Source organism: Sinomonas sp. P10A9 (assembly GCF_041022165.1).
Taxonomy (GTDB): Bacteria; Actinomycetota; Actinomycetes; order Actinomycetales; family Micrococcaceae; genus Sinomonas; species Sinomonas puerhi.
Genome location: NZ_CP163302.1, coordinates 2,533,904 through 2,559,567, shown reverse-complemented (window position 1 = coordinate 2,559,567; position 25,664 = coordinate 2,533,904). Strand labels below are relative to the sequence as shown.

At 70.1% G+C, this 25,664-nt stretch carries 26 protein-coding genes; 19 read left to right on the top strand and 7 right to left on the bottom strand.

The features are described from left to right. Nucleotides 1-82 precede the first annotated feature (82 nt). The 3 genes from AB5L97_RS11695 to nucS all read right to left on the bottom strand — a co-directional run bounded on the left by AB5L97_RS11695 (nt 83) and on the right by nucS (nt 2,633). Nucleotides 83-286, bottom strand: coding sequence for a cold-shock protein (locus AB5L97_RS11695; protein WP_307957440.1), 204 nt, complete (start codon nt 284-286; stop codon nt 83-85). 320 nt (nt 287-606) lie between these two features. Further along, a complete protein-coding gene (locus AB5L97_RS11690) occupies nt 607-1,845 on the bottom strand; it encodes an N-acetylglucosamine-6-phosphate deacetylase (RefSeq protein ID WP_369044800.1) in 1,239 nt (412 codons plus the stop codon). 92 nt (nt 1,846-1,937) lie between these two features. Further along, entirely contained in the window at nt 1,938-2,633 is a 696-nt protein-coding gene (gene nucS, locus AB5L97_RS11685; protein ID WP_307957442.1) for an endonuclease NucS, read from the bottom strand. 77 nt (nt 2,634-2,710) lie between these two features. Here nucS and AB5L97_RS11680 point away from each other — a divergent pair, with 77 nt between their 5' ends. Both AB5L97_RS11680 and AB5L97_RS11675 read left to right on the top strand, forming a co-directional pair. Beyond that, entirely contained in the window at nt 2,711-3,055 is a 345-nt protein-coding gene (locus tag AB5L97_RS11680) for an ATP/GTP-binding protein (RefSeq protein ID WP_307957443.1), read from the top strand. Nucleotides 3,056-3,145: 90 nt separating this feature from the next. After that, entirely contained in the window at nt 3,146-3,934 is a 789-nt protein-coding gene (locus AB5L97_RS11675) for an alpha/beta hydrolase (RefSeq protein ID WP_369044799.1), read from the top strand. Between the two features lie 42 nt (nt 3,935-3,976). Here AB5L97_RS11675 and AB5L97_RS11670 read toward each other — a convergent pair whose 3' ends face one another. After that, complete coding sequence (locus AB5L97_RS11670; RefSeq protein ID WP_423246783.1) at nt 3,977-5,293, bottom strand: AI-2E family transporter; 1,317 nt, start codon at nt 5,291-5,293, stop codon at nt 3,977-3,979. A 191-nt stretch (nt 5,294-5,484) separates the two neighbouring features. Between AB5L97_RS11670 and AB5L97_RS11665 the strand changes: the two genes are divergently transcribed. From AB5L97_RS11665 to AB5L97_RS11625, 9 genes are all read left to right on the top strand, one after another. Further along, on the top strand, nt 5,485-7,227 hold the full coding sequence (locus tag AB5L97_RS11665) for a hypothetical protein (protein WP_369044798.1): 1,743 nt from the start codon (nt 5,485-5,487) through the stop codon (nt 7,225-7,227). A 127-nt stretch (nt 7,228-7,354) separates the two neighbouring features. Continuing rightward, nucleotides 7,355-8,347, top strand: a complete 993-nt coding sequence (locus AB5L97_RS11660) for a co-chaperone YbbN (RefSeq protein WP_307957446.1) — start codon at nt 7,355-7,357, stop codon at nt 8,345-8,347. A gap of 81 nt (nt 8,348-8,428) precedes the next feature. Continuing rightward, a complete protein-coding gene (locus tag AB5L97_RS11655) occupies nt 8,429-9,217 on the top strand; it encodes an ABC transporter ATP-binding protein (protein ID WP_369044797.1) in 789 nt (262 codons plus the stop codon). Continuing rightward, nucleotides 9,202-10,815 carry a transporter gene (locus AB5L97_RS11650; RefSeq protein WP_369044796.1) on the top strand — a complete coding sequence of 538 codons (1,614 nt, stop codon included), beginning with the start codon at nt 9,202-9,204 and terminating at the stop codon, nt 10,813-10,815. Before AB5L97_RS11655 ends, AB5L97_RS11650 begins: the two co-directional genes overlap by 16 nt. Before the next feature lie 128 nt (nt 10,816-10,943). After that, a complete protein-coding gene (nagB, locus tag AB5L97_RS11645; RefSeq protein ID WP_369044795.1) occupies nt 10,944-11,726 on the top strand; it encodes a glucosamine-6-phosphate deaminase in 783 nt (260 codons plus the stop codon). A 36-nt stretch (nt 11,727-11,762) separates the two neighbouring features. Then, on the top strand, nt 11,763-12,074 hold the full coding sequence (locus AB5L97_RS11640; protein ID WP_307957450.1) for a DUF3039 domain-containing protein: 312 nt from the start codon (nt 11,763-11,765) through the stop codon (nt 12,072-12,074). A 6-nt stretch (nt 12,075-12,080) separates the two neighbouring features. After that, nucleotides 12,081-13,544 carry an MFS transporter gene (locus AB5L97_RS11635; RefSeq protein ID WP_369044794.1) on the top strand — a complete coding sequence of 488 codons (1,464 nt, stop codon included), beginning with the start codon at nt 12,081-12,083 and terminating at the stop codon, nt 13,542-13,544. Further along, on the top strand, nt 13,541-15,415 hold the full coding sequence (locus AB5L97_RS11630) for a DEAD/DEAH box helicase (protein WP_369044793.1): 1,875 nt from the start codon (nt 13,541-13,543) through the stop codon (nt 15,413-15,415). The genes AB5L97_RS11635 and AB5L97_RS11630 overlap by 4 nt, the downstream gene beginning before the upstream one ends. A gap of 110 nt (nt 15,416-15,525) precedes the next feature. Next, nucleotides 15,526-16,116, top strand: coding sequence for an isochorismatase family protein (locus AB5L97_RS11625; RefSeq protein WP_369044792.1), 591 nt, complete (start codon nt 15,526-15,528; stop codon nt 16,114-16,116). Between the two features lie 65 nt (nt 16,117-16,181). Here the strand turns inward: AB5L97_RS11625 and AB5L97_RS11620 are convergent, their stop codons facing one another. Continuing rightward, nucleotides 16,182-17,510, bottom strand: a complete 1,329-nt coding sequence (locus AB5L97_RS11620; protein ID WP_307957454.1) for a nicotinate phosphoribosyltransferase — start codon at nt 17,508-17,510, stop codon at nt 16,182-16,184. Between the two features lie 89 nt (nt 17,511-17,599). On the opposite strand from AB5L97_RS11620, the gene clpS reads away from it, so the two are divergent. The 6 genes from clpS to rdgB all read left to right on the top strand — a co-directional run bounded on the left by clpS (nt 17,600) and on the right by rdgB (nt 21,779). Continuing rightward, entirely contained in the window at nt 17,600-17,917 is a 318-nt protein-coding gene (gene clpS / locus AB5L97_RS11615) for an ATP-dependent Clp protease adapter ClpS (protein WP_307957455.1), read from the top strand. Further along, nucleotides 17,910-18,491, top strand: coding sequence for a DUF2017 domain-containing protein (locus AB5L97_RS11610; protein WP_369044791.1), 582 nt, complete (start codon nt 17,910-17,912; stop codon nt 18,489-18,491). Before clpS ends, AB5L97_RS11610 begins: the two co-directional genes overlap by 8 nt. Further along, entirely contained in the window at nt 18,484-19,434 is a 951-nt protein-coding gene (gene murI, locus AB5L97_RS11605; protein ID WP_369044790.1) for a glutamate racemase, read from the top strand. The genes AB5L97_RS11610 and murI overlap by 8 nt, the downstream gene beginning before the upstream one ends. Continuing rightward, the gene (locus AB5L97_RS11600) at nt 19,431-20,228 is read left to right on the top strand and encodes an MBL fold metallo-hydrolase (RefSeq protein WP_369044789.1); all 798 of its coding nucleotides are present in this window, start codon (nt 19,431-19,433) and stop codon (nt 20,226-20,228) included. The genes murI and AB5L97_RS11600 overlap by 4 nt, the downstream gene beginning before the upstream one ends. A gap of 88 nt (nt 20,229-20,316) precedes the next feature. Beyond that, nucleotides 20,317-21,081: a ribonuclease PH gene (rph, locus tag AB5L97_RS11595; protein ID WP_369044788.1), complete on the top strand. Its 765-nt coding sequence runs from the start codon at nt 20,317-20,319 to the stop codon at nt 21,079-21,081. Between the two features lie 47 nt (nt 21,082-21,128). Further along, complete coding sequence (gene rdgB, locus AB5L97_RS11590; protein ID WP_369047419.1) at nt 21,129-21,779, top strand: RdgB/HAM1 family non-canonical purine NTP pyrophosphatase; 651 nt, start codon at nt 21,129-21,131, stop codon at nt 21,777-21,779. A gap of 111 nt (nt 21,780-21,890) precedes the next feature. Here rdgB and AB5L97_RS11585 read toward each other — a convergent pair whose 3' ends face one another. Next, a complete protein-coding gene (locus AB5L97_RS11585) occupies nt 21,891-22,667 on the bottom strand; it encodes a VTT domain-containing protein (RefSeq protein ID WP_307957632.1) in 777 nt (258 codons plus the stop codon). A gap of 69 nt (nt 22,668-22,736) precedes the next feature. Here AB5L97_RS11585 and AB5L97_RS11580 point away from each other — a divergent pair, with 69 nt between their 5' ends. Both AB5L97_RS11580 and AB5L97_RS11575 read left to right on the top strand, forming a co-directional pair. Further along, on the top strand, nt 22,737-23,771 hold the full coding sequence (locus tag AB5L97_RS11580) for an exonuclease domain-containing protein (protein WP_369044787.1): 1,035 nt from the start codon (nt 22,737-22,739) through the stop codon (nt 23,769-23,771). Between the two features lie 97 nt (nt 23,772-23,868). Further along, nucleotides 23,869-24,492 (top strand): DUF4395 domain-containing protein, encoded by a 624-nt coding sequence (locus AB5L97_RS11575; RefSeq protein WP_369044786.1) that lies wholly within the window; start codon nt 23,869-23,871, stop codon nt 24,490-24,492. Nucleotides 24,493-24,576: 84 nt separating this feature from the next. Here AB5L97_RS11575 and AB5L97_RS11570 read toward each other — a convergent pair whose 3' ends face one another. Further along, nucleotides 24,577-25,647: an ADP-ribosylglycohydrolase family protein gene (locus AB5L97_RS11570; protein WP_369044785.1), complete on the bottom strand. Its 1,071-nt coding sequence runs from the start codon at nt 25,645-25,647 to the stop codon at nt 24,577-24,579. Between the last annotated feature and the right edge of the window lie 17 nt (nt 25,648-25,664).

Here is a 25,664-nt window from a genome sequence, read left to right as displayed (position 1 = left end):
TCAAGTAAAAAATGAAGGAAAAAAGAGGGGCTCCGGTTCTCCGGAGCCCCTCTAGCGGCTCTAGGCCGATTCAGTCAGTCGCTCAGAGAGCGATGACCCCCGTGGCCTGAGGCCCCTTGGCGCCCTGACCGATCTCAAACTCGACACGCTGGTTCTCTTCCAGCGTGCGGAAGCCGTTCGACTTGATCTCCGAGTAGTGGACGAAGACGTCCGACTGGGCGTCATCTGGAGTGATGAAGCCGAAGCCCTTCTCGGCGTTGAACCACTTAACGGTTCCCTGTGCCATGTCCTGCGTTCTCCTGTGGATTGCTACCAGACGCCGACACTTATGTGCCGGCCGAGTTACTCCGCGGGAGACCCGGCCGGCCGGGAACTCCACGCTCGCAACGGTCTTGCGAGCATGCATTGCATGAAAAACATTGCTACCTACATCAAGACTGCTCTTAGCCAATCACGCTCTGCAGGTATGGTCAACGGCATCGACAGACTTTGTTCTCAAAGGTCTGGAGAAATACAGGAGAACGCCAAGAGAACGGATTCGACGGCGGTCCTCCCGGTTGCCGAATGGCATTCCGGGGCGCTCTGCTCTCGGCGTTGAGCCCAGGCCTAGGCCGAAGGGAGGAGCCTGCCAGCACGCACGACGGCTACAAGCCTCAGGTCCGCGTCCGTCGCCACGATGTCGGCCCGGAGCCCGCGGCGGAGGCTGCCGAACTCGTCCGAACGGCCGAGCACTCCGGCTGGAACCGCGGTGGCGGAGACAACGGCCTCGGCCAAGGGCACTCCCGCGGCGGCCGTGCGTGCCACGACGTCCAGGAGCGTAGCCGTACCGCCCGCGATCGAACCCGTCGCGTCCAGTGTTGCCACCCCGCCGGCCACCGTTACGGGGGAGGGACCGAGCATGTAGTGGCCGTCGCTGAGCCCAGCCGCCGCCATCGAGTCGGTCACGAGGGCAATGTTCCCGAAGCCCACGAGCTCGAACACGGTGCGCACCATGGCAGGTGCCAGGTGGACGCCGTCGGCCACGAGTTCGATCACGGCCATCCCGGCTGCTGCCGCGCGCAGGCACGCGGCCACGGGGCCAGGGGAGCGGTGGTGCAGCGGAGGCATGCCATTGAAGAGGTGGGTCACCGTGGGAATTCCCTCGGCGCCGTCGAATCCCGCCGCGGCGAGCCCGTCCCGTGCCCGCTCGAGCGAGGCCTCGGCCGTCGCATCGTCGCAGTCGGTGTGGCCGAGGGAGGGGGTCACGCCATGGGCAGTCAGCAGGTCGACGAGGTCCGATGCCCCTGGAAGTTCGGGCGCGTAGGTCATGGTGGCCAGCGTGCCTTCCGCGGCCTCGATGAGCTCCATCGCGAAGTCCACGTCGGGCTCGAGGAGGAAGGCAGGGTTCTGGGCCCCGCAGCGCGTGTGCGAGAGGAAGGGCCCCTCCGCATGGACCCCGGCGACGAGGCCCTCGCCGTCGAGCTTGGAGAAGACGGCGACGCCGCGCAGCAGCTCGTCCTTCGACGCGGTGACGAGACTCGCGAGCAGCGTTGTGGTGCCTCGACGGTGGAGGAACGCCAGTCCACGGCGTGCTTCGTCCTCGTCGCTGCTGGGGAAGTCGACGCCGTCCGCGCCGTGGCAGTGGAGGTCCACGAGCCCCGGGAGGAGCCGTGCTCCCTCGGGGAGCGGCACTTCGGTGCCTCCGAACTCCGCAGAATCGAACTCGTCCGCCGGCCCCGCGTACTCGATCCGGTCGTCCTCGACGGCGACCAGCCCGTCGCCCAGCGTGACGCCGTCGCTCACGATCGTTCCACGCAGGATCAGGCGGGCTGGAGCTTCCGGGGCGCGCGTCTCGGCGGAGGTCATGGCACTACCTTAGGCGAGTGCCGACGTCGTGCGTATGGGGCCGAGCAGGATGCCCGTGCCGCAACAGTGTCCGCGGAAGGAGGCCCTGGGCCTCAGAAGAGGCGCGACTCGACGTCGTCGACCCCGCGCATCGCGTCGTAGTCGAGCGTGACGCAGTCGATGCCGCGGTCCTGGGCCAGCACCCGTGCCTGCGGCTTGATCTGTTGTGCGGCGAAGATGCCGCGCACCGGGGCCAGGCGCGGATCGCGGTTGAGAAGCTCGAGGTATCGGGTGAGCTGCTCCACGCCGTCGATGTCGCCGCGCCGCTTGAGCTCGATGGCCACCGTGGCCCCGGAGCTGTCACGGGCGAGGATGTCGACCGGACCGATCGCGGTGTAGTACTCGCGCCGGATGAGCGTGTAGCCGGCACCGAGTGTCTCGATCTGCTCCGCGAGGAGCCGCTGCAGATCGGATTCGACGCCGTCCTTGATGAGGCCGGGATCGACGCCGAGCTCGTGGCTCGTGTCATGGAGCACTTCATGCAGGTTGACGATCAGCCGGTCGTCCGTCTTGGCGGACTGGACGGTCCACTGCTCGGCGACGCCGTCCTCGAGATCGGCCTCATCAGGCGAGAGAACGCGCAGGGTGGCCGGGGGGCTCATCCAGTTGAGCGGCTTGTACGATCCGCCGTCGGAGTGCACGAGCACCGAGCCGTCCGACTTGACCACGAGTAGCCGAGTGGCGAGGGGCAGGTGGGCCTTGAGCCGGCCCACATAGTCGACGGAGCATCGGGCAATGACGAGTCGCACCCGAGAACTCTACCGTGGCAGGCAGCGGGGCGTGCCTGGCCGAGGCGCCGCCGGTCGCGAGACGGCAGAATGGACGCATGCCTCGCTCGAACCGACCCCGACGCCGCCCGGACCCCCCGCGGAGCGAGCGCGCGGCGTCGGATGCCCGCGAGGATCTCGACGACTTCAACCCCGAACGTGTGCTGGCGGGGTTCGCTCGCCTCGAATCGGCGCCCGACGGCGAGTGGCGCGTGCGCCAGGTCACCACGCGGAACGCGGCCAAGGTCTACACGTGCCCCGGGTGCTCGCGCGCCATTCCGCCCGGGACGGCGCATCTGGTCGTGTGGGCCGATGACAACCTGTTCGGCGAGGAGGCGGGAATCGCCGAACGCCGCCACTGGCACACCCACTGCTGGCGAACCCGCACCTTCCGCTACCGCTAGGGGCACGACGGCGCCCCTCAAGCCGGGTGGGCGGGCTGCGGTCCCGCTGGATTCGATCGCGGTCCGGCTGGTTTCGATACTGTGGGGCGCATGAGCTTCGACCCCGCCTCGTATGCGTTCACCAGTTCCGACGCCCCCCTGCCGATCCGTGCCAACACGGTGCTGCCGGCGCGCCGCGAGAACGTCGAACTGCACACCGAGGACGGGCTCACGCTGGTGGGCGAGCTTGCGCTGCCCGAGGACCGGGACCCGATTGCGACACTGGTGACGTTGCATCCGCTGCCCACCCATGGCGGTTTCATGGACTCGCACGTCTTCCGCAAGGCATCGTTCAGGCTGCCGGCGCTCGCTGGGATCGCCGTCCTGCGGTTCAATACCCGCGGCACGTCGAGCCCGCGGGGCACGAGCGGGGGACGGTTCGAGGAGGGCGTCGGGGAGCGGGCCGACGCCGAGGCCGCTGTGCGCTTCGCGGCCGATCGGGGCCTGGCTCACCGCTGGCTTGTGGGCTGGTCCTTCGGGACCGAGCTCGTCCTGAAGTACGGCGCCACCACGCCGATCGGGGATCAGATCGACGGCGCGGTCCTCCTCTCGCCGCCCCTGCACCGGGCGGTCGACGCCGACCTCGATGCCTGGGCTGCCTTCGGCCGGCCGCTCATCGCTCTCGTGCCGGAATTCGACGACTACCTGCGCCCGGCAGAGGCAGGGGACCGTTTTGCGCGCGTTCCGCAGACACGTGTGATCGGCATCGACGGCGGCAAGCACCTGTGGGTCGGTGAGAAGTTCGTGCAGCGGGCCCTGAATGAGGTTGTCTCCGCCGTCACGGGCACTGCGGTCGAGCTCCCGACGACGTGGGTCGGCCCCGCGGCGACAGCGGGCTGACACCGGGGGCGTCGGCCTCGCTCGGCTTCCTCCCAGACGCGGTCAGCGCCGGTCCTGGCGCGTGATGAAGACCTCGCGGATCAGGAGCATGACCGAGGCCGCGGTGGGGATGGCGATGAGCGCGCCGAGGACGCCAAGGAGGCTGCCGCCGGCAATCACCGAGATGACGGCGACTGGTCCAGGGACGGCCACGGCGCGCTGCATGATGCGCGGCGACACGAAGTAGGCCTCGAACTGCAGGTAGCCGAAGTAGGCGATGGCCATGATGAGGCCTGTCTGCCATCCGCCCGTGAGCGCGACGAGCGAGATGATGACGCCGGCCACGACCCCGCCCACGAGCGGAATGAACGCGAGGAAGCCGACCACGAACGCGAGCAGCGCGGCGAACGGCACATTCAGGATGGTCATGACGATGAATGCGAACCCCGCGTTGATCACGGCGACGCACACCTGGCCGATCACGTAGTTGCCGACCGAGCGCGTGATCTCCTCGCTCAGCGCCTCGACCCGACGACGGCGCGAGCGGGGCGCGAGCCGGTACGCCCACACCTTCATGGCCGGCATCGCCGAGAGGAAGTACAGACTGAGCACCACGACGACGAGGACGCCGAACAGCGAATTGGCGATCGTCGACCCGACGCCGAGGACGCCGCCGAAGAGGTTCGTGACCGTGGTGGAGTCCTGCCCGAGCTTCTGCAGTTCCTCGGTGATGCGGTTCTTGATGCCGAATTGCTCGTCGATACTGCGGTAGAAGTCGGAGCCCAGGAAGTCCTGGATCCACGTCGGGACGTTGTTCACGAGCTGGGTGATCTGGTCCACCATGGCGGGAATGAGCGTGCCGAAGAATGCGCCGAGAACGGCAAGGAGCGCGACGATCGTCACGGAAATCCCGAGCGCGCGCGGGACGCGATGCGACTCGAGCCAGCGGACCACCGGATCGAGGCCCAGCGCGATGAAGAGGGCCGCGAGGATCCACAGGAGGAGCTGGGTCGTGTGGGCCGCGATGTAGTAGAGGGCAAGGGCGATCCCGACGCCGACAGTGCCCATGAGTCCGACGTAGATCGGATTGCCCTTGGAAACGCGGGGCCCTGGCTCGCCGAGGTCGGTACCGCCGTCTTCGGCGTCGTTGCCATCGTCTTCGTTGGCCTCCCGCAGCGGCGGCATCTCGAAGCGGACCCGCGGCTGGGCGCCCGGAATCGGGGTCCGGAGCCGATGGGCGATGTCCTGTGCGAAGCCGATCACTCCATGGTGCGCCTTGCGCTGGCCGCCGCCGAGCACCGGCTGTTCGACAGCGGGGTTGGCCCCCGACGCCGCGGGAGACTCCGGCTCGATGGGTCCGGCTGTGTGGTTCTCTCCCACGCGTCTCGCCTTCTGCTCGTCAGGGGTCCGGCGGAGGGCGCGTTCCGCTGCGCGTCATGCTGCCTGCGGCGTGGCACGGCGCAGGCCCCCGGACCTTACGCGCACAGGCTACCAGCCGGTCCGATGCGACTCGATGATCACGATTTGGTTACCATGGAGGGGTTCCCTTCCCCCGACGTGAGGTTATTTCTGTGCGACTGAAGACCGTAGCTGCGCTCGTGCTGCTCGGCCTCGTAGCCCTAGTAGCAGGCATCGGCCAGCTGACGTGGTGGGCACCGGACGAGCAGGTCACTGCGACCCTCCCCGCCGATACCCAGGCTGCGCCGCTGACGGTGATCGACACCAAGCTCCGTGACCTCCGAGGGGGAGAGGCAACCCTGACGATCCACGGAGACGGCAACTACGTCTTGGCCGCCGCGCGCCCCGACGACATGGCCGCATGGGTAGGAAAGGCCGCCCACACGACGATCGATGGGGCGTCCCCGGACGGCAAGGTGCTCTCCGCTACCCATGCCGACGGGGAGGCGACCTCCCCGAATCCGGCCGGTGCCGACCTGTTTGCCACGACCCAGAACGCCAACGGCACGCTCGAGTACCACTGGGATCTCCCCGACTCCGGCGACTGGCAGCTCCTGCTCGCGAGCGACGGCACGGCGCCTGCCCCGCAGGACGTGACTATCACGTGGCCGAGCCACGCGACCATGCCGTGGGCCGTGCCGCTCATCGTCATCGGCGCCATTCTCGTCCTCGGTGCCGCCGCGATCGCGGTGTTCGGATTACCGCGCCGCCGAGGCACGGGTGGATCCGGTCCCGCGACAGGTGGTCGGCGCCGTCCTGCGTCTGCGGCTGGCGATTCCGGGACAGCACCCATCCCGCATGTTGAGCGCCCGGCAGGCACGGCCGAGCTCACCGCCGCGGCCGTGCGCCGCGGCCCTGCCGCCAGGGTGGCTGCGGCCCTCGCCGTGGTGCTTGGGCTCGCGGGCTTCGGCGCGATTCCCGCGCAGGCGGACAGCTCGCCGGCCCCGTCGCCCAGCGCTTCGCCCAGCGCGTCGGAGCAGGCCAAGGCCCGGGTCGTGACCGAGGACCAGCTTTCCCGGATCCTCGACCAGACCGCGAGTGCGCTCCAGGCCGGCGATGACGGGAAGGACGCCGGCAAGCTCGCCCCGCGTGCCGACGGATCGGCGCTCCTTGCGCGCACCCAGAACTACAAGGTGCGCGCCTCCGTCTCGACCGCACCCGCGATCGCTCCGGTCCGCGCGTCCAAGCTGCTCACGACCGTCGTCACGACCCAGCGCTCGTGGCCGCGCACCATCGTCGCGGTGACGCAGGGCGATGGCAACAGCACACCGCAGCTCCTCACGCTGCGCCAGGCCACGGCCCGCGACAACTTCAAGCTCACCGAGGCCGCGCCGCTCCTGCCCGGTGCAACGATTCCTGGGACGCCCAAGACCGGCGCCGACCAGATCGCGCTGGATGACAAGTCCGGCCTGGCGGTGAGCGCCAAGGACGCCCTCGGGGGCATTGCCGACAGGCTGACCAGTGCGGACAGCGGCTGGAAGGACAAGATCCCGGACAACGCCTATATCAAGGACACATTCGGCTACCAGAGCGATATCGCCAAGGCCGCGAACGCGAACTTCACGTTCAAGCACTCGCTGGTCGGGGACGAGGCCGCGGCCTTCCGCACGGCCGATGGCGGCGCGATCGTGGTCGCCCCGCTCGACTTCACCGTCGAGGGAACGCCCAAGTCCGACGGCGACAAGGTCACCCTCCAGGACGACGCCGCGGCGCTCGCCGGGGGCAAGGAGGCGAAGACCAAGATGACGCTGACCTTCCGGGAGTCCCTCATGCTGTACATCGGCAAGGACGGCGCCGCGCAGCCGGTGCAGCTCATCGGGGCCACCCGCAACCTCTCGGGCGCGAGCGTGAGCTGACGCGCTTGATCCTCGGACGCGCTGGGCGTCCAGGAGACGCACTGCGCCTCCACACCAGGCGGGGCCGCACTTCCGGTGCGGGCCCGTCTGTGCGACTTCGCCCTGCCGCCTCGCTAAGCTGGACCCCATGAGCGTTCCCGGTTCCCGCCAGCCCGAGCCGCAGCTGAACTTCCGCGGCGCGATCGACCTGTCAGCCCTCAAAGCGCGTGCGACGGCGACGCCACCGGCCTCCTCGGCGAGTGCACCGGGTGCCCCGCGTGTGGGCGCCGCCGCGGAGGGGGGCCCCGGCGCACCCCGGGCCGAGTACGGCGACAGGATCGACCTCGACGAGCGTTCCTTCGGAGACGTCGTGCAGCGCTCGGCGACGGTGCCCGTCGTCGTGCTCCTCTGGGCCTCCTACTCGCCCGAGTCGCAGCGGATCCGCGACGACGTGGCGTCCTGGGTCTCGTCCTATGGCGGCCGCCTCCTCTACGCGGCGGCGGACGTCGAGGCCTTTCCCCAGCTGGCGCAGGCGTTCCAGGCCCAGGCGGTCCCGACCGCCGTCGCGATCCTCAAGGGCCAGCCCATCCCGCTGTTCCAGGGTGCTGCCTCCGAACAGCAGGCGCGTCAGCTCCTGGACGAGCTGCTCAAGGTCGCTGCGGCGAACGGCGTGACCAGCACGGTCGACGGCGCCCCGGCACCTGCCGCTGAACCGGAGCTCCCGCCGCTGCACCAGGAGGCGTTCGACGCGATCGACCGCGGTGACTTCGCCGCAGCCGAGGCCGCGTACCGCAAGGCCCTTGCAGAGCAGCCGGCGGACCGCGAGGCCAAAGCCGGCCTCGCGCAGGTCCAGCTCATGGCACGCGTGTCCGACGTCGACCAGACCGCCGCCGAGCGCACCCGCGCTGTGGCCGCCTCGGCGCTGGACGATCTCGAGGCGCAGCTCGCCGTCGCGGATCTGGATGTGGCTGGCGGCCATGTCGAGGACGCGTTCTCCCGGCTCGTGGGCTATATCGCCCGGAGCACGGGGGACGAGCGCGAGGCGGCGCGAGTGCGTCTTCTCGAGCTCTTCGAGGTCATCGGTGCCACCGATCCCCGCGTGGCTGCCGCGCGCCAGCAGCTCGCCCGGGCGCTCTTCTAGAGGCACTCATCCCGAAGGCGGAGCGCGTTGTTCATCCTCCCGGCTGATCCGTCCAGCCGCGCGCGTTGCTAGCGTGGGGTCATGGATGATCCCAGCCTGACTGTTCGCGCGCCTGTTGGGCTGTCCGCGCTCTCGTTGCGAGGCCTCGTCAAGTCCTTCGGGGGCAAGCCCGCCGTCAACGGCATCAGCCTCGAGGTCCCGGCCGGGTCCTTCTATGGCCTCGTCGGCCCGAACGGCGCGGGCAAGACCACGACGCTCTCGATGGCCACGGGACTCCTGCGCCCCGATGCCGGGACTGCCGCCGTGCTCGGCGTGGACGTGTGGGCCAATCCGCTCGCGGCCAAGCAGATCCTCGGCGTCCTCCCCGACGGCGTCCGCCTCTTCGACCGGCTCACCGGCGAGCAGCTCCTGAACTATTCGGGCCTCCTGCGTGGCCTCGACCGCGACACCGTGGCCCAGCGAGCCCGTGACCTGCTCACAGCGTTCGACCTGGCTGCGGATGCACGCACGCTCGTCGTCGACTACTCGGCCGGCATGACCAAGAAGATCGCCCTCGCCGCGTCGCTCGTCCACGCCCCCAAGGTCCTCGTCCTCGACGAGCCCTTCGAGTCAGTGGATCCCATCTCGGCGGCGAGCATCCGGGCGATCCTGACCGACTTCGTCCACTCGGGCGGGACGGTCGTGGTCTCGAGCCACGTGATGGACTTGGTCCAGCGGATGTGCGACCACGTGGCGGTTGTAGCCCGCGGCGAGATCCTGGCCGCGGGGACGGTGGACGAGGTCCGCGGAGGCGCATCGCTCGAGGACCGGTTCGTGGAGCTTGTGGGCGGTCCCGGGCGCACGGAGGGCCTGTCTTGGTTGCACACCTGATCCGCCTCAAGCTCCTCCTCGTCCGCAACGGCCTGCGGCGCAGCCCGTGGCAGCTCGTCGGGATCGTGATCGGGGCCCTTTACGGACTGTGGATGCTGTTCCTCGCCGTCGTGGGCCTGATCGCGCTCAGTGTGGTCCCGACCGGCCTCGCCGAGACGGTCCTGGTCCTCGCTGGCACGGTGCTCGTTGTCGCATGGGCGCTCACGCCCATTGTCTTCTCAGGTATTGACCTCACCCTGGACCCCGCCCGTTTCGCGCTGTTCCCGATTCCCATGCGCCAGCTGCTCGTGGGCCAGGCCATCGCGGGACTCATCGGCGTCCCCGGCATCTGCACGGCGCTCGCCCTTGGAGCCTCGACGATTACGTGGGCCCGGGGCGTGTTCCCCTTCGTTGTGGCGGCGCTCGGTGCGCTCCTCGCGCTCGGGCTCTGCGTCGTGCTGAGCAGGCTCATCGCGAGTCTCGCGGCCGAGCTCGCGACCTCGCGCAGGTTCCGCGACGCCAGCCGCATCGTGATGATCATGCCGATCATGCTCCTAGGGCCTGGTATCTCGCTCCTTGCGCGGGGAATCCAGGGCGGCGGGGCCGCGGCGATCTCGGGCAGCGCGGGCATCCTCGGATGGACGCCGCTCGGCGCGCCGTTCTCCGCTCCGGCCGACGCGGCCGAGGGACGTGTGCTCGAGGCACTCGTGAAGCTCATCATCGCCGCAGCGGGGCTCGGCCTCGCCGCGTGGGGCTGGTCCTGGGCCCTCGCCCGGGCGCTCGAGAGCCCAGGGAGCCGCTCGGGCGGCGGCCGCACAGCGGGTCGGGCTGGCGCGGGGGGCCGCGGGCTCGGCGCCTTCGGCTGGATGCCCGCGACGCCCGCGGGCGCCGTCGCGGCACGGGCCCTCACCTACTGGTTCCGCGACCCGCGGTACACGGTGGGCCTCATCGTCGTGCCGCTCCTGCCCGTCATCCTGTACGTCTCCTCGCTCGCGGGGCGGGCTCACCGGGCCTCGCTCCTCGAGAGCCCGTTCATCATCTCCGGTCCGCTCGCGGCGTTCGTCCTCGCCTGGTCCATCTCGGCCGACGTCTCCTATGATTCGACGGCCTTCTCCCTGCACGTCGCCGCCGGCGTCAAGGGGCGTGCGGACCGCCTCGGGCGTGCCGCCGCGCTGCTGCTGTTCGCCGTGCCCGCGATCGCGGTGATCGCCGTGCTGCCGTTCCTTCTCGCGGGGGACTGGCGCCTGTTCCCGGCGTTCCTCGGGCTTTCCCTTGGAGTCCTGCTCAGCGGGGTTGGGCTCTCCTCCGTTGTCTCGGCCCGGTACACCGTGGCGGTGCCCCAGCCGGGGGAGAGCCCGTTCCGCAGGCCGGCCGGCACGAGCGCCCAGACGCTCCTCGTGCAGTTCGGCGGAATGATCGCCCTCGCCATCCTGTGCGTGCCCGAGCTCGTCCTTGCGGTCCGCGCAGCGCTCACCGGAGACGTGGGCCTGGCATGGGCGGCTCTCGGGGTTGGTGTCGTCTTGGGAGCAGGGCTGCTCGCAGGCGGGGTGGCGCTGGGCGGGTACCTCATGGACCGGCGCGCGCCGGAACTGTACGCGAGCCTCGTGAAGGCGGGCTGATGCACGACGGCGACCACTCGCCGTCGTGCGAGAGCTGGCCTCGGGTGGGTTGTGGGACGTAGGATATCTAGAGTGGACTGCGCTGAGGCCGTGCGCGCCGCCGGGCAACACGATGGGAGACCCCACGCATGGAAGTTGTGATCCTCAAGGACGCCCGCGAGGTCGGCCGAGCCGCGGCAGGGGTGTTCGCGGCGCTGCTGCGGCGCAAGCCCGACGCCGTGCTGGGGCTCGCCACGGGCTCTTCGCCCTTGCCGGTCTACGACGAGCTCGCCCGCCTGCATGTCGAGGAGGGCCTCGACTTCTCGCAGGCCTCGGGCTTCGCGCTCGACGAGTATGTGGGCCTGCCCGCCGACCATCCTGAGGCCTACGGATCCGTGATCCGTCGTGATTTCGCCTCTCGTGTGAACATCGGCCCGGCCAGTGTCCACACCCCGGACGGCACGGCCGCCGACCTCGAGGGCGCGTGCGCGGCGTACGAGGAGGCGATCGCTGCCGCCGGGGGAGTGGACCTCCAGATCCTCGGCATCGGCACCGACGGCCACATCGGCTTCAACGAGCCTGGCTCCTCCCTTGCCTCGCGCACCCGCATCAAGACGCTCACCGAGCAGACCCGCCGGGACAACGCGCGCTTCTTCTCCTCGATCGACGAGGTCCCCCACCACGTCGTCACCCAGGGCGTGGGCACCATCATGGAGGCGCGGCATGTGGTCCTCGTCGCGACAGGCGCAGGGAAGGCCGACGCGATCCACGGCCTCGTCGAGGGGCCCGTCACGGCGATGTGCGTCGGCTCGGTGCTGCAGTTCCACCCCCACACCACAGTGCTCATCGACGAGGCGGCAGCGTCGTCGCTCAAGCACGCCGAGTACTACCGCCACGTCTACGACAACAAGCCGCGGTGGCAGGACCACTGACCGCCTGCAGTCCGGTCCGCACCCGTGGGGTCTAGCATGGAATGCATGACCACGATGCCTCCAGACCCCTTCGCCGACGACCCCCGGGACCCGTCCCGCGGCGGCTCCACCGCGACGATCGAGCGCGAGGAGCTCCGCGAAGAGCTTGAGCCCGGAGACCGCGAGCGGTTCTCCCACTACGTGCGCAAGGAGAAGATCATGGAGTCCGCCCTCACCGGCGAGCCCGTGATCGCGCTCTGCGGCAAGGTGTGGACGCCTGGCCGCGATCCCAAGAAGTTCCCCGTCTGCCCCACGTGCAAGGAGATCTACGAGGGCCTGCGCCCCGGCAAAGACAACGACAAGTCCTAGGTGAGGGTGTCTGGTCGTCCGGGCCTGCTGTCCAGGGAGTACCGCGGCCTCGTCGTCGGCCTGCTCGCTATCGTCACGTGCAGTGCGTTCGAGGCAATGGCCGTCACGACGGCGATGCCTGTGGTCGCCACGGATCTGGGGGGAGAACACGGCTACGGCCTCGCGTTCTCGCTGTTCCTGACGGCGTCCCTCGCCGCGACAGCCGCGGCAGGCCCGTGGTGCGACCGCGCAGGACCCCGGCCCTCGCTCCTCATGGGGCTCGTGCTCATGACCGGGGGGCTCGTGTTGGCCGGGGGAGCCTGGGACTTCGCCGCGTTCACGCTCGGGCGGATGGTCTCCGGCGCGGGGACTGGGTTCATGATCGTCCCCTTGTACGTCATCATCGGACAGACGTTGCCGTCCGCCCTCCAGCCTGTGCTGTTCAGCTGGTTCTCGGCGGCATGGGTCGTGCCGTCCCTCGTGGGTCCGTACGTCTCCGGCATCCTGGCCCAGCACGCCAGCTGGCGCTGGGTGTTCTTCGGGGTCGCACCGATCGTCGTGACCGCCGTGGTCCTCACGTGGCCGCGGGTCCGCGGGCTCGGCGCGCCCGAGGCGACCACCATCGACCCCGGAGAAGGCCGACGCCGCTCCCTCCTCGGCGTCATCCTCGCCGTCGGTGTTGCCGCTGCCCAATGGGCTGCCCTCTCATGGGGCGACCCGCAGGCCAGGGCGGCGTTCCCGCCCGTGGCGCTCGGCGCCGTCGTGCTTGCCGGGGCGGCCGCGGCGACGATGACCGCGCCCCGGCTCATGCCGCCCGGTGTGGCACGCATCGCCCGCGGCCTGCCGGCCGTCATGGTCACCCGCGGCTTCATGACGCTGGCCTTCTTCGGTGCCGAGGCCTTTATTCCGCTCATGCTCGTCGACCGGTACGGGCTCGAGCCGTCGATCGCAGGGCTCGCCCTGACCGGCGGTGCCCTGGGCTGGACCGCGGGCTCCTTCGCACAGGCTCGGGGCTGGCTGAGGAAGCCGACGTTCCTCGTGCTCGGCTCCACCGTTCTGGCCGTGGGCCTTGCCCTGATCTCAGGCGCCCTATCGGGTGCCCTCTCCCCGTGGCTTGTCGCTGTGGCGTGGGTCATTGCAGGCGCGGGCATGGGGCTGACAGTCACCACGACCTCCGTCCTGGTCCTCGACCTGAGCGACACGGCCGACCGCGGCCGGAATTCGGCCTCCCTCCAGATGGCCGATATGCTCGGTGGAGTGATTGGAACCGCCGGAGCTGGAACGCTGTACTCGCTGCTGCTGACCCCAGAGCGTACCCCCGGTCCGGGTGTCTTCTCCCTCCTTGCCGGCGCCCTCGCCGTCTCCGCCCTTCTCGCCGCCGTGGCCGGCGCGCGGGCGGGCACCACCGCCGCCAAGCCGGCGTCATCGGCTGGGCCCGCGCCCGCGCCGTCATCCGAGACAACGTCCCCGACGCCGGAGGATCGCGCGTGACCGACACGCTCTTCGGTGACCCGTCTGCGGACGCGGGCCGCCCCGCCCCGGGGTCGCACGCCCACCCGCAGGCTTCTCCCACCCTCCCGCAGGCTTCTCCCACCCTCCCGCAGGCTTCTCCCACCCTCCCCCCTGCATTTCCCGATCGCGCCGCCTGGGGCACCGCCCCCAAACTCCGCGCATGGCAGCAGGAGGCCCTCGACAAGTACCTCGAGGGGGCCCGGCGCGACTATCTGGCCGTCGCGACACCGGGCGCAGGGAAGACGACGTTCGCGCTGCGCGTCGCCTCGACCCTCATCGAGCGCGGCGTGATCAAGCGGCTCACCGTCGTCGCCCCGACGGACCACCTCAAACGCCAGTGGGCCGACGCCGCGGCACGTGTCGGGATCGCCCTCGATCCGAACTTCAAGAACTCCGACGGCCAGCACGGGCGCGACTTCATGGGCGTCGCGGTGACGTACGCTCAGGTCGCGAGCAAGCCGCTCCTGCACCGCGCCAAGACCGAGGCCGCACGGACTCTCGTGATCCTGGACGAGATCCACCACGGCGGCGAATCGCTCTCGTGGGGCGACGGCCTGCGCGAGGCGTTCGATCCCGCAGTCCGACGGCTCGCGCTCACCGGCACGCCCTTCCGTTCCGACACCTCGCCCATCCCGTTCGTCGAGTATGCCGAGGACAAGGACGGCATCCGCCGCTCGAAGGCGGACTACACCTACGGCTACGGCGAGGCTCTGCGCGACCACGTGGTCCGGCCGGTCATCTTCATGGCGTACTCGGGCCAGATGCGCTGGCGGACCAGCGCCGGCGAGGAGATGGCCGCGTCCCTCGGCGAGGCTGCCGTGACCAAGGACGTCACGGCGCAGGCCTGGCGCACGGCGCTGAACCCGCAAGGGGAGTGGATCCCCGCCGTCCTCGCGGGCGCGGACCGCAGGCTCACGGAGGTGCGACGCACCGTGCCCGACGCCGGCGGGCTGGTCATCGCGACCGACCACGACGACGCGCGCGCCTACGCGGGCCTCCTGAAGAAGATCACGGGGGAATCGCCGTCGGTGGTCCTCTCCGATGACGCGAAGGCCTCCCACAAGATCGACGAGTTCTCGGCGAGCGAGAAGCGGTGGATGGTCGCCGTCCGGATGGTGTCCGAGGGCGTCGACGTGCCGCGCCTCGCCGTCGGCGTCTACGCGACCTCGACCTCCACGCCGCTGTTCTTTGCGCAGGCGGTTGGCCGTTTTGTGCGCGCACGACGCCGCGGGGAGACCGCCTCGGTCTTCCTCCCCTCGGTGCCCCAGCTCATGGCTCTCGCGAACTCCATGGAGGCCGAGCGCGACCACGCCCTCGACCGCCCGTCCAACGACGAGGACGGCCTCATGGACCTCGAGGAATCCCTCGTGGACGAGGCCAACCGTGAGGAGAAGGCCTCGGACACGCTCACCAAGGGCAAGTACGAGGCCCTCGAGTCCCAGGCTGCGTTCGACCGCGTTCTCTTCGACGGCGGCGAGTTCGGCACGGGCGGTGAAGTGGGCTCCGACGAGGAGCTCGACTTCCTCGGCATTCCCGGGCTCCTCGACGCCGACCAGGTCACCACCCTCCTGCGGCAGCGCCAGCAGGAGCAGGTGTCCCGGAGGAAGTCGCGGCCCTCGGCGGCTACTTCCGGTCCGTCGGGCGTTCCTGACCACCGACGCCTCATGGACCTCCGCAGCGAGCTCGCCAAGAACGTCTCGGCCTGGAGCGCCCGGACCGGGACTCCCCACGGGATGGTGCACAACAAGCTGCGCGAGATGTGCGGTGGGCCGGCCGTGGCCCAGGCGAGCGAGGCACAGCTCAAAGCGCGGCTCGAGAAGCTCGCCGACTGGTTCGTGGGCCGCACCTGACGCTGCCGCCCACCCCATCTGGAAGTCATCGCCTGGAAGTCACCTCCTGCGGGTCATTCCTTGTGGGTCGCGTTCCGCGGATGCCCCGATGAAGGGGCCACAATGGTGCCATGGCAGGATTCCGCGCTCTCGTGATCGTCGATGTCCAGAATGACTTCTGCGAAGGCGGTTCGCTGGCGGTCGACGGCGGTGCCGCCGTTGCCGCGCGGATCACCTCATTCCTTGCGGAGCACGCACATGATTACGACGCCGTGGTGACCACACAGGACTGGCACGTTGATCCCGGTCCTCATTTCTCGGACCGCCCCGACTTCATCGACTCGTGGCCGGCGCACTGTGTGGCGGGGACACCCGGGGCGGACTTCCACCCGGCCCTCGAGCTGGCTGGAGTCGATGCGATGTTTCGCAAGGGCCAGTACGCGGCGGCCTACTCCGGCTTCGAAGGACACGCCGCCCAGTACGGGGACGCTCAAGGCGCCTCCGACGATTCCGACACCCTCGACGAGTGGCTCCGCGCGCACGGCATCGACTCGGTCGACGTCGCGGGCATCGCGACAGACTACTGCGTCAAGGCGACAGCGCTCGACGCCGCCCGTGCGGGTTATGCGACCCGTGTTCTGACCGATCTGTGCGCAGGGATCGCCGAGGATCTCGCGCCCACGTACGCCGATCTCGAGGCGTCGGGCGTCGCGCTCGTGTGACCGTCCCCCGGATTCTGAAGCTCATCTCCTGAGCGCCACGTCTGAGGATCACCTGACGGCGTTGGTTAGTCCTCCTCGTACACCGTCGGGATCGCGGGCTCGCCGCGGTGCATGCGCTGCACCGAGGAGGGGAGCTCGGCGAGCGACGCCGCATGGCGCTCCCGCGCGCGCGTCACCCCTTCGTGGCCGGTCCACCCGGGCTTGAGCGCGCCGTCGACGATGAAGTGCTCGAGGAGCGCGCGGTCGTTGCCGTCGTCGTGCGGCGGGTACCCGACGCCGATGAGCTCATGCGTAGCCCGTCCCAGCCCGTCGAGGCGCCTGAGGGCGTACTTGCGCCCGCCCACGGTCGCCTTGTTCTTGGCGGACTTCGCAACAGAGACGAAGTGGCCGCTGTCGTCCGTGCGGCTCACGAGCTTGTACACCATGGACGCAGTGGGCGCGCCGGAGCCGGTGACGAGCGCGGTCCCGACGCCGTACGCGTCCACGGGCGCGGACTGAAGGGCGGCGATGGCGTATTCGTCGAGGTCCGAGGTGACCATGATGCGGGTGTTCACGTTGCCGAGCTCGTCGAGGAGCCGACGGACCCAGTGCGCCTGCTCGATGAGGTCTCCCGAATCCAGACGGACGGCGCCGAGCTTGTCCCCGGCGATCTCGACCGCCGTCCGCACGGCCTTCTCGACGTCGTAGGTGTCCACCAGCAGCGAGGTCCCGACGCCCATCGAGGCGACCTGGGCCTCGAAGGCGTCCCGCTCAGTGTCGTGCACGAGTGTGAAGGAGTGCGCCGCGGTGCCGACCGTGGGGATGCCGTAGCGAAGTCCCGCCTCGAGGTTGGACGTGCTCGCGAACCCTGCGATGACGGCGGCCCGCGCGGCGGAGACCGCGGACTCCTCGTGCGTGCGGCGTGACCCCATCTCGATGCACGGGCGGCCTTGGGCAGCTGCGGTCATGCGCGACGCGGCCGAGGCGATCGCCGAATCGTGGTTGAGCACCGAGAGGACGTACGTCTCGAGGATGCAGGCCTCGGCGAACGTGGACTCAACGATGAGGATCGGCGAGTTCGGGAAGTAGGCCTCTCCCTCCGCGTAGCCGTAGACGTTGCCGGAGAAGCGGTAGTCGGCAAGGAAGTCGAGTGTCTCGCGGCTCACCACCCGGGTGCGTTCGAGGAAACCCAGTTCGGCGTCGGTGAAGCGGAAGCCCACGATGCCCTCGAGCAGGCGCCCGGTCCCCCCGACCACGCCGTACCGCCGCCCATCGGGGAGCCTGCGCGCGAATGCCTCGAACACGCAGCGTCGGTGCGCCGCGCCCGAGTGCAGCGACGCCTGGAGCATCGTGAGCTCGTAGTGGTCGGTGAACAGTGCAGTGCGGGGCTGCGCCCACGGACTCGTGTCGGTCACGGTGTCACCATATCCAATGCCCGTCCGGGTGCGAGTGCAGGCGCCCCCGTGGCCAGCCGCCGACCGGGGCCCTGCCTAGAATGGAGCCCATGAGCATGAGCGTTGCCACTGAGCCCTCCCAGGAGGTCGCCGGGCAGACCGAGACGAGGGAGGAGACCGCGCGGGCGGCCCCGTGGAACCTCGTCGTCTGGAATGACCCGGTCAATCTGATGAGCTACGTCAGCTACGTGTTCCAGACATACTTCGGCTACCCCGAAGCCAAGGCGGACGCCCTCATGATGCAGGTCCATACCGAGGGGCGCTCCATCGTGAGCCACGGCGCCAAGGAGACGGTCGAGCAGCATGCGGTCGCGATGCATACCTACGGGCTGTGGGCCACAGTGGAGAGGGGCGGCCAGCATGGCTGAGCCGTTCATGTACGGCCGCCGGGGCATCACCGGACGCCTCGAGGATCCGGAGCGGGAACTCCTTCGCGGGCTCTTCAACGATGTGGTCGGCATGCTCGATCCAGGCAAGGCGGCGGAGGACCCGCTTGAGGCCCTCGTCGGGTTCAGCCCGAACGCGAGCGAACCCGAGGACCCTGCGCTCGCCCGGCTGCTCCCCAACGCGTACAAGGACGACGCCGAGTCGTCGCTCGATTTCCGCAGGCTCACCGAGCGCTCCCTCAGGGAGGGCAAGGCCGGGGCGCTGCGGGCCGCGTCGCTCTCCCTCGAATCTGGGTCTCTCGTGCTCGACGACGCGGCCGCGCGGCACTGGTCGACGGCGCTCAACGACGTCCGCCTGGTCCTCGCCGAGCGGCTCGGCATCCGCAGCGAGGAGGACGCCGAGAAGATCCACGCCGTCACGGACTGGGCCGAGGCCGACGACGTCGACAAGTACCTCGCGCTCGTCTACAACTTCGTCACGTGGCTCCAGACGACGCTCATGGACGCCATGCTGGATGCCCACAGGCTGCGCTCCGAGGGAGGCGGCCATGAGTGAGCTCGCCCGCTCCGAGCGGCCCATCGGAATCTTCGACTCGGGCGTCGGCGGGCTGACGGTGGCCCGCGCGGTCATCGACCAACTGCCCCAGGAGTCGATCGTCTACGTCGGGGACACCGCTCACGGGCCCTATGGACCGCTTCCCATCGCCGAGGTGCGCGCCTTCGCGCTCGGGGTCATGGACGAGCTCGTGGACTCGGGGGTCAAGGCGCTCACGATCGCCTGCAACTCGGCGTCGGCCGCCGTCCTCCGCGATGCCCGCGAACGGTACACGGCCCGGTACGGGATTCCCGTGATCGAGGTCATCCAGCCCGCCGTGCGCCGCGCCGTCGTCGCGACCCGCAACGGCAGGGTCGGGGTGATCGGCACGAGCGCGACCATCGGGTCGCGCGCCTATGAGGACACCTTCGCTGCCGCGCCGGACCTGCAGATCACCTCGGCCGCATGCCCCGAATTCGTCCCCTTCGTCGAGGCCGGGGTCACCACGGGGGCCGAGCTGCTCGACGTCGCCGAGGGCTATCTCGCCCCGCTCAAGCACGCCGGCATCGACACGCTCGTCCTCGGCTGCACCCACTACCCGCTCCTGACGGGTGTCATCTCGTATGTCATGGGCGACGGCGTGACCCTCGTCTCGAGCGCCGAGGAGACTGCCAAGGACGTCTACCGGGCGCTCGTGCGGCATGATCTGACGCGCAGGGCCAGCACGCCGCCCACCCACAGCTTCGTCGCGACGGGGGACCCAGTGCAGTTCGAGGTCCTCGCGCGCCGCTTCCTCGGCCCGGAGGTCCAGGGCGTGCAGCAGGCAGACCACGTCGCCGCGCGGTATCCGACGGCGAGCCTGGCGCAGATCACCCCCGAGATGCTCGAGGAGGCCCGCGCCCGCGGCGGGTCGAGCAGGATCTCCCACTTCGCCCGGCACGATGCGGGCAGGATGGCACCGTGAAGCTCACCATCGTCGGTTGTTCGGGTTCGTTCCCGGGGCCGAGCTCGCCCGCGTCGTGCTACCTCGTCACAGCGAATGACGGCGAGCGCGACTGGCGGATCCTGCTCGACCTGGGCTCCGGCGCACTGGGCGTGCTCCAGCGTTATCTTGACCTCAGCGACGTCGACGGTGTCCTTCTGAGCCATCTGCACCCGGACCACTGCATGGACCTCACGGGCCTCCACGTGGCCGTGCACTGGGACCCGAGCGGCTGGACCGCGGGCCGGGTTCCCGTCTGGGGTCCGGCGGCGACGAAGAAGCGCATCACGACGGCTCTTGACATGCAGCCGGAGATGGACCTCGACGACGACTTCGAGTTCCACCACTGGACCGCGGGGGAGCCCATCGAGTTCGGCCCCTTCCGCTTCGAGGCGTACGCGGCACGCCACCCCATCGCCGAGGCATACGCGCTGCGCATCGAATGCTCCGAGCCCGACGGCGCGGGCGGCCTCGAGCGGCGCGTGCTCGCGTACTCGGGGGACACCGACACCTGTCAGGGCCTCGTCGACGCCGCGGTGGACGCGGACCTGTTCCTGTGCGAGGCCGCCTACCATGAGGGCCGCGACGACGCGATCGAGGGCGTGCACCTGACGGGCCTGCGCGCGGGCCAGGCAGCGCGCGACGCAGACGCGAAGCGCCTCCTGCTCACCCACCTCCCCGTGTGGAATGACCCGAACCGCTCGGTCGCGGAGGCCCAGATGGCCTACGAGGGGCCGATCGCGGTCGCGGTCGCGGGCGTGCACTACGTCGTCTGAGTACCTGCGCCCCCCGGGCACGGTCCGGGGCGTCCACACGGAATGTCTGTTCGCGGGGCCCGCAGCCCGGGGACACTAAGCTGGTCCCATGACCCCGAGCACATCTGGAAGTCCTTCTGCTGCGCGCGCCGACGGGCGTGCCCCCGACCAGCTCCGGCCCATCTCCATCACGCGCGGGTGGTCCAAGCAGGCCGAGGGCTCGGCGCTCATCGAGTTCGGCAACACGCGAGTCCTGTGCACGGCGTCCTTCACCGAAGGCGTGCCGCGCTGGCTCAAGGGCGAGGGCCGTGGTTGGGTCACGGCGGAGTACGCGATGCTTCCGCGTGCCACGAACACCCGCTCCGACCGCGAGTCCGTCAAGGGCCGCATCGGCGGCCGCACGCACGAGATCTCCCGTCTCATCGGCCGCTCGCTCCGCTCGATCATTGACACGAGGGCGCTCGGCGAGAACACCATCGTCCTGGACTGCGATGTCCTCCAGGCCGACGGCGGCACCCGCACCGCCGCGATCACGGGAGCGTTCGTTGCCCTCGCCGAGGCCGTGCGGTGGGCCAAGGAGCAGGGCCTCGTCGAGCTGGGCGCGGAGCCGCTCGTCGACACCGTCTCCGCCGTGTCTGTGGGCATCATCGACGGCGTCCCGATGCTCGACCTGCCGTACGTCGAGGACGTGCGCGCCGAGACCGACATGAACGTCGTCGTGACCGGGTCCGGCAAGTTCGTCGAGGTGCAGGGCACGGCCGAGGGCGCGCCGTTCGACCGTGACGAGCTCAACAGCCTCCTCGACCTCGCCCTCATCGGCACCGCGCAGCTCGCCGACATCCAGCGCGAGACGTTGGCCGAGGCACTGCGGTGAGCGCTGCCGCCGCCGGAGGCGACGGGAAGGAGCGCAGCGGCACTGCGGTGAGCGCTGGCGCCGCCACGCCAGCCCCGAGACTCGTCCTCGCGACCCACAATCAGGGCAAACTCGCGGAGCTGCGCGACCTCCTGCGCGATCAGGTCCCCGGGCTTGATGTTGACGCCCAAGTGGTGGACGCAGCGGCTGTGGGGGCTCCCGATGTCCTCGAGGATGGCGTGACGTTCGCCGAGAACGCCCTCAAGAAGGCACGCGCCGTCGCGGCCGCGACGGGCCTGCCGGCGATTGCGGACGACTCTGGGCTCGCGGTCGCCGTCCTCGGCGGTGCGCCCGGCATCTTCTCGGCTCGCTGGGCAGGCGCGCAAGGCGACGACCGTGCCAACCTCGAGCTCCTTCTCGCCCAGCTCAGCGATGTGAGGGATGAGCATCGGCAGGCGGCCTTCGTGTGCGCGGCCGCGTTGGCCCTTCCCGGGGCAGGCGCGGGGTACCGCGAGGCGGTCGAGCTCGGCGAGATGCCCGGGACCCTGCTGCGGGAGCCCCGAGGCAAGGGCGGCTTCGGATACGACCCGATCCTGCGGCCAGAGGGGCTCGATGTGAGCTGCGCCGAACTCACGCGTGAGGAGAAGAACGCCATCAGCCACCGAGGCCGCGCGTTCCGCGCGCTCCTGCCGGCGATCGTCGAGGCCCTCAGGCCCTGAGGCTCCCGCCGTTTCCGAGACAGAGACCGAGACCGCCGAGAAGACGACTGCGAACGCGAGAAGGCTCGCCCCTGCCGGTGCAGGGGCGAGCCTTCTCGCATTCTCGTAGGGCTACTTCCAGTCGGGGTGTGTCTTGCGCTCTTCGATCGGCTCGTGCTCCTCGATGAACTCGTCCAAGGGATCGGTGCCGAACGTGGCGGCCTGGCGCTTTGCAGAGCGCCCGCGGAAGAACTCGACGACTATCGGCAGGATCGAGACGAGGACGATCGCGATGAAGATGAGGTCGATGTTCTGCCCGACCCACGCGTACTGGCCGAGCCAGGCGCCCAGCAGCGTGACACCGCCGCCCCACAGGACGGCGCCGATCACGTTGTAGAGGAAGAACTTGGCACGGTTCATGCCGGCCACGCCCACGATCACGGGGACGAAGGTGCGGATGATCGGCACGAAGCGGGCGAGGACGAGGGCCCTGCCGCCGTGCTTCTCGAAGAACGCATGCGCCTTCTCGACGTTCTCGCGCTTGAAGAGCCGCGAGTCGGGCCGTCTGAAGATCGAGGGGCCGGCCTTGGCCCCGATCAGGTAGCCGCACTGGTTGCCGATGATCGCGGCGATGACCACCAGCAGGGCGAGGAGCCACAGGTTGAACTTGATGGTTCCCGTCGCCACGAGGAGGCCGGCGGTGAAGAGCATCGAGTCGCCAGGGAGGAAGAACCCGACGAGCAGGCCCGTCTCGGCGAAGATGATCCCGCACACGATCAGCACGACCCATGGTCCCAGCTGCGGATCGCTGAGGAAGACCTGCGGGTCGAGCCAGCTGGGCAGGAACGAGGTCTTGGGCTGGACGGCCAGCGTGAGGACAGAGGCGGCGTTGGCCAGGGCTGCAGGGATCACCCTCCAAGGGTACCGGCCCGCGTGGCGGTACCCAGTCTCGGGCAGCGGCGGCGCTAGGCTCGTCGCGTGCCTTTGGACTTCACCGCGATCGACTTCGAGACGGCGAACGGATTCCGGGGATCGCCCTGCTCGGTCGGCCTCATCCGGGTGCGCGGCGGCCGCGTGGTGGAGCGTGCCTCGTGGCTCATGCGGCCGCCGGCGGGCCACGACGAGTTCGATCCCCGCAACGTCGCCATCCACGGCATCAGGCCGGACGACGTCGCACAAGAGCCCCGCTTCGGCGACCTCTTCGCCGAGATCGGCGGCTTCATCGGAGACGACGTGCTCGTTGCCCACAACGCGGCGTTCGACCTCGGGGTGATCCGCTCGGCCCTCGAGGTCAGCGGGATGGAGGCACCGGCCTACGACTACGCCTGCACGGTGGTGCTCTCGCGCAAGACGTACAGGCTCGTCTCGCATTCCCTGCCCTTCGCGGCCCGCGAGGCCGGTGTGCGGCTCGAGCACCACCATGACGCGACCGAGGACGCCGCGGCCTGTGCGGGCATCCTCATCGACATCGCCGGCCGACACAGGGCCGATACCGTCGAGGATGTCTACCGCGCCGTGGGCCTCTCGCTCCCGCGACAGGCAGCCTTCGCGCCCGGCGAAGCCCTCTCGGCCGCGACGGTACGGGCCCTCGCCGGCAGCGCCGCGTCAGGGCCGGGCGTACGCACGACGGCGCGTGGCGGCCCGGGTGCGCCCCGGACGTGGGCGCCGTGGCCGGACGAGGGGACGAACCCGCCGGCGAACTCCGCCGCGGACCCCCACCACCCTCTGTTCGGGCAGCGCGTGGTCTTCACCGGAGCCCTCGGCATCACGCGGAGCGAGGCCAAGGTGCGGGCAGCGGAGGTTGGGGCGCAGCCGGCGAGCTCGGTCACCCGCGCAACGACCGTGCTCGTGGTCGGCGATGGATTCGTTGCCGCGGACCTTGCCTCGGGCCGTGTGACGACCAAGGCGCGGAAGGCGCTCCAGCTGCGCGAGCGCGGTCAGCGCGTCGAGGTGCTCTCCGAGGGGGAGTTCCTCCAGATGCTGGGCGGGCACTGGCCCGCGGCCAGCGCCTGAGCGGACTCACGGCTCGGCGGGCTCCCTGGTCCCCCCGGGACGTCACGTGAGGCAACAATCCTTCGGCTCCGGGCCCTCGCGTCCCTACGATGGCTGAATGGTCCCCCCCACTGCAAGCGACAGCTCCGTGGACACGTCATCCCGCGTTGAGGCCCTGTTCTCCGGCCCGTCTGCGGTCGAGATCGAGCCGATCGACGCCTCGCGCGGCAGTTTCCTCGCACGGGCGTTCGCCTTCCCCAATCCCGTGAACGAGTTTGCGGCGCGCTCGACAGCGGGAATCGTCGTCGTGCTCAGCTGCGTGGTCCTCGCGCTTGGGCTCGCCACGGGTGCCGGATGGGGCCTCTGGGTGATCGCGGCGGGGTTCTGGCTCCGCGTCGCCGGGGGTCCGCGCTATTCGCCGGTGGGCCGTCTGGCCGTGCATGTCATTGCGCCGCGCCTAGGGAAACCGCGCCTTGTCGCCGGTCCGCCCAAGCGCTTCGCGCAGGGCATCGGCGCCTTCGTCTCGACGGCCGCCGTCGTCCTCTACGTGCTCGGTCTGGCTCCGGCGGCGTGGGCCGCGCTCGCGGTGCTCATCGTGGCGGCTTCGCTTGAAGCCTTCGCCGGCTTCTGCCTCGGGTGCTGGATCTTCGGAAGGCTCCAGCTCGCGGGTCTGGTCCCGGCGTCGGTGTGCGAGGCGTGCAGCGACATCGCGCTGCGCAGCAAGGACCGCACGGTCCGGTAGACCGGCCCGATGTGGAGCGTGCCGCTTCCAGCGCGTCCGCCTCGTCTCTGAGAGGGTGAGCGCCAGCACCGCGGGAGTCGCTCGTCAGGCTCCGGTAACGTCTGCGAAATGCACGGCGACGCCCTCGGCGGCGATCATCCCCGCGGTGCGGGTAATCCACTCGGTGGGGACTGCCTCGTAGCCCCACCCCGTGCCCAGCAGGGCACCCGCGATGGCCGCCGCGTCAGAACCATGGGCGGCGGCGAGCCGAATGCCCGCGGCGAACGCGTGCTGGCGTGGGTCGCCGGACGCGTGGGCGCTCTCTGCCGCGAGCACAGATGCGACGGCGCCTGCGAGTATCGCTGCGGCATCGGCACGGCCTTCGACTCGGGCGCCTGCTGTCCCTCCGGCGCTGCCGGGTGCATCACCTCCCACACTGCTGCCGGTCGACGCCGACCCCGCCTCGCCCGCCGCGTCGAGAGCGGCGAGCACGGCGTCATGGGGGGACCGCAGGGAGGCAATCTGGGCGTACGCCGACCCGGCGGCAGTGCGGTAATCCGCACCGAGCGTCAGGAAATGCGTCATGCATGCGACGGCCGCGGCGGCCTGAAGTGCCACCGGCGCACTATGGGTGAGTGCCGCGCCGTCGAAGGCCATCTTTGCCACCGTGGCTGCAGAGACGTGGGCTATGAGGCCGAAAGCGGCGGCATGAGCGGCGGCGCCCGCGTCGTCGCAGTCCGAGCCACTCGGGCGACCGGGGAGGCCCATCTCGCCGCTGGCAAGTGACCCGAGCCAGACGGGCCGGACGGCGGCGGGGACCAGGACGCCGTCCTGTGCATCCAGCCACCGTGGCTGGGCCATCGGCGCGCTCGGAGAGAGCGGCACGCCCTGCGCGGCGACCCAGCGCAGCGAGGCCAGCCACACGCCGGCCGCCTCGTCGGCGTGCACGCCGTCGTTGGCCCACTCGATGACTTCGGCGAGGCCGTCCGCGGTGAACAGGGTGAGCTGGCCCGCGGCTCCGAGGGGCCGCAGGGCGGCATCCCCCGCGAGAGCCTCACCGGGCCCCCACACCTCTCCGGAGGCGTCGGCGGAGAGCCCTGCGATCGCTGCCGCCTCGGCGACGGCTGTGCCCACCAGGCAGCCCTGGATACGGGAGGCGGGCGTGGGCGACGTCATGTGCCACAATCTACCCG

Excerpts from the sequence above, each read along its gene's own strand:
- AB5L97_RS11695 (WP_307957440.1), bottom strand. The coding sequence starts at position 286 with ATGGCACAGGGAACCGTTAAGTGGTTCAACGCCGAGAAGGGCTTCGGC.
- AB5L97_RS11690 (WP_369044800.1), bottom strand. The coding sequence starts at position 1,845 with ATGACCTCCGCCGAGACGCGCGCCCCGGAAGCTCCAGCCCGCCTGATC.
- AB5L97_RS11680 (WP_307957443.1), top strand. The coding sequence starts at position 2,711 with ATGCCTCGCTCGAACCGACCCCGACGCCGCCCGGACCCCCCGCGGAGC.
- AB5L97_RS11675 (WP_369044799.1), top strand. The coding sequence starts at position 3,146 with ATGAGCTTCGACCCCGCCTCGTATGCGTTCACCAGTTCCGACGCCCCC.
- AB5L97_RS11660 (WP_307957446.1), top strand. The coding sequence starts at position 7,355 with ATGAGCGTTCCCGGTTCCCGCCAGCCCGAGCCGCAGCTGAACTTCCGC.
- AB5L97_RS11655 (WP_369044797.1), top strand. The coding sequence starts at position 8,429 with ATGGATGATCCCAGCCTGACTGTTCGCGCGCCTGTTGGGCTGTCCGCG.
- nagB (WP_369044795.1), top strand. The coding sequence starts at position 10,944 with ATGGAAGTTGTGATCCTCAAGGACGCCCGCGAGGTCGGCCGAGCCGCG.
- AB5L97_RS11640 (WP_307957450.1), top strand. The coding sequence starts at position 11,763 with ATGGAATGCATGACCACGATGCCTCCAGACCCCTTCGCCGACGACCCC.
- AB5L97_RS11625 (WP_369044792.1), top strand. The coding sequence starts at position 15,526 with ATGGCAGGATTCCGCGCTCTCGTGATCGTCGATGTCCAGAATGACTTC.
- clpS (WP_307957455.1), top strand. The coding sequence starts at position 17,600 with ATGAGCATGAGCGTTGCCACTGAGCCCTCCCAGGAGGTCGCCGGGCAG.
- AB5L97_RS11610 (WP_369044791.1), top strand. The coding sequence starts at position 17,910 with ATGGCTGAGCCGTTCATGTACGGCCGCCGGGGCATCACCGGACGCCTC.
- murI (WP_369044790.1), top strand. The coding sequence starts at position 18,484 with ATGAGTGAGCTCGCCCGCTCCGAGCGGCCCATCGGAATCTTCGACTCG.
- rph (WP_369044788.1), top strand. The coding sequence starts at position 20,317 with ATGACCCCGAGCACATCTGGAAGTCCTTCTGCTGCGCGCGCCGACGGG.
- AB5L97_RS11575 (WP_369044786.1), top strand. The coding sequence starts at position 23,869 with ATGGTCCCCCCCACTGCAAGCGACAGCTCCGTGGACACGTCATCCCGC.
- AB5L97_RS11570 (WP_369044785.1), bottom strand. The coding sequence starts at position 25,647 with ATGACGTCGCCCACGCCCGCCTCCCGTATCCAGGGCTGCCTGGTGGGC.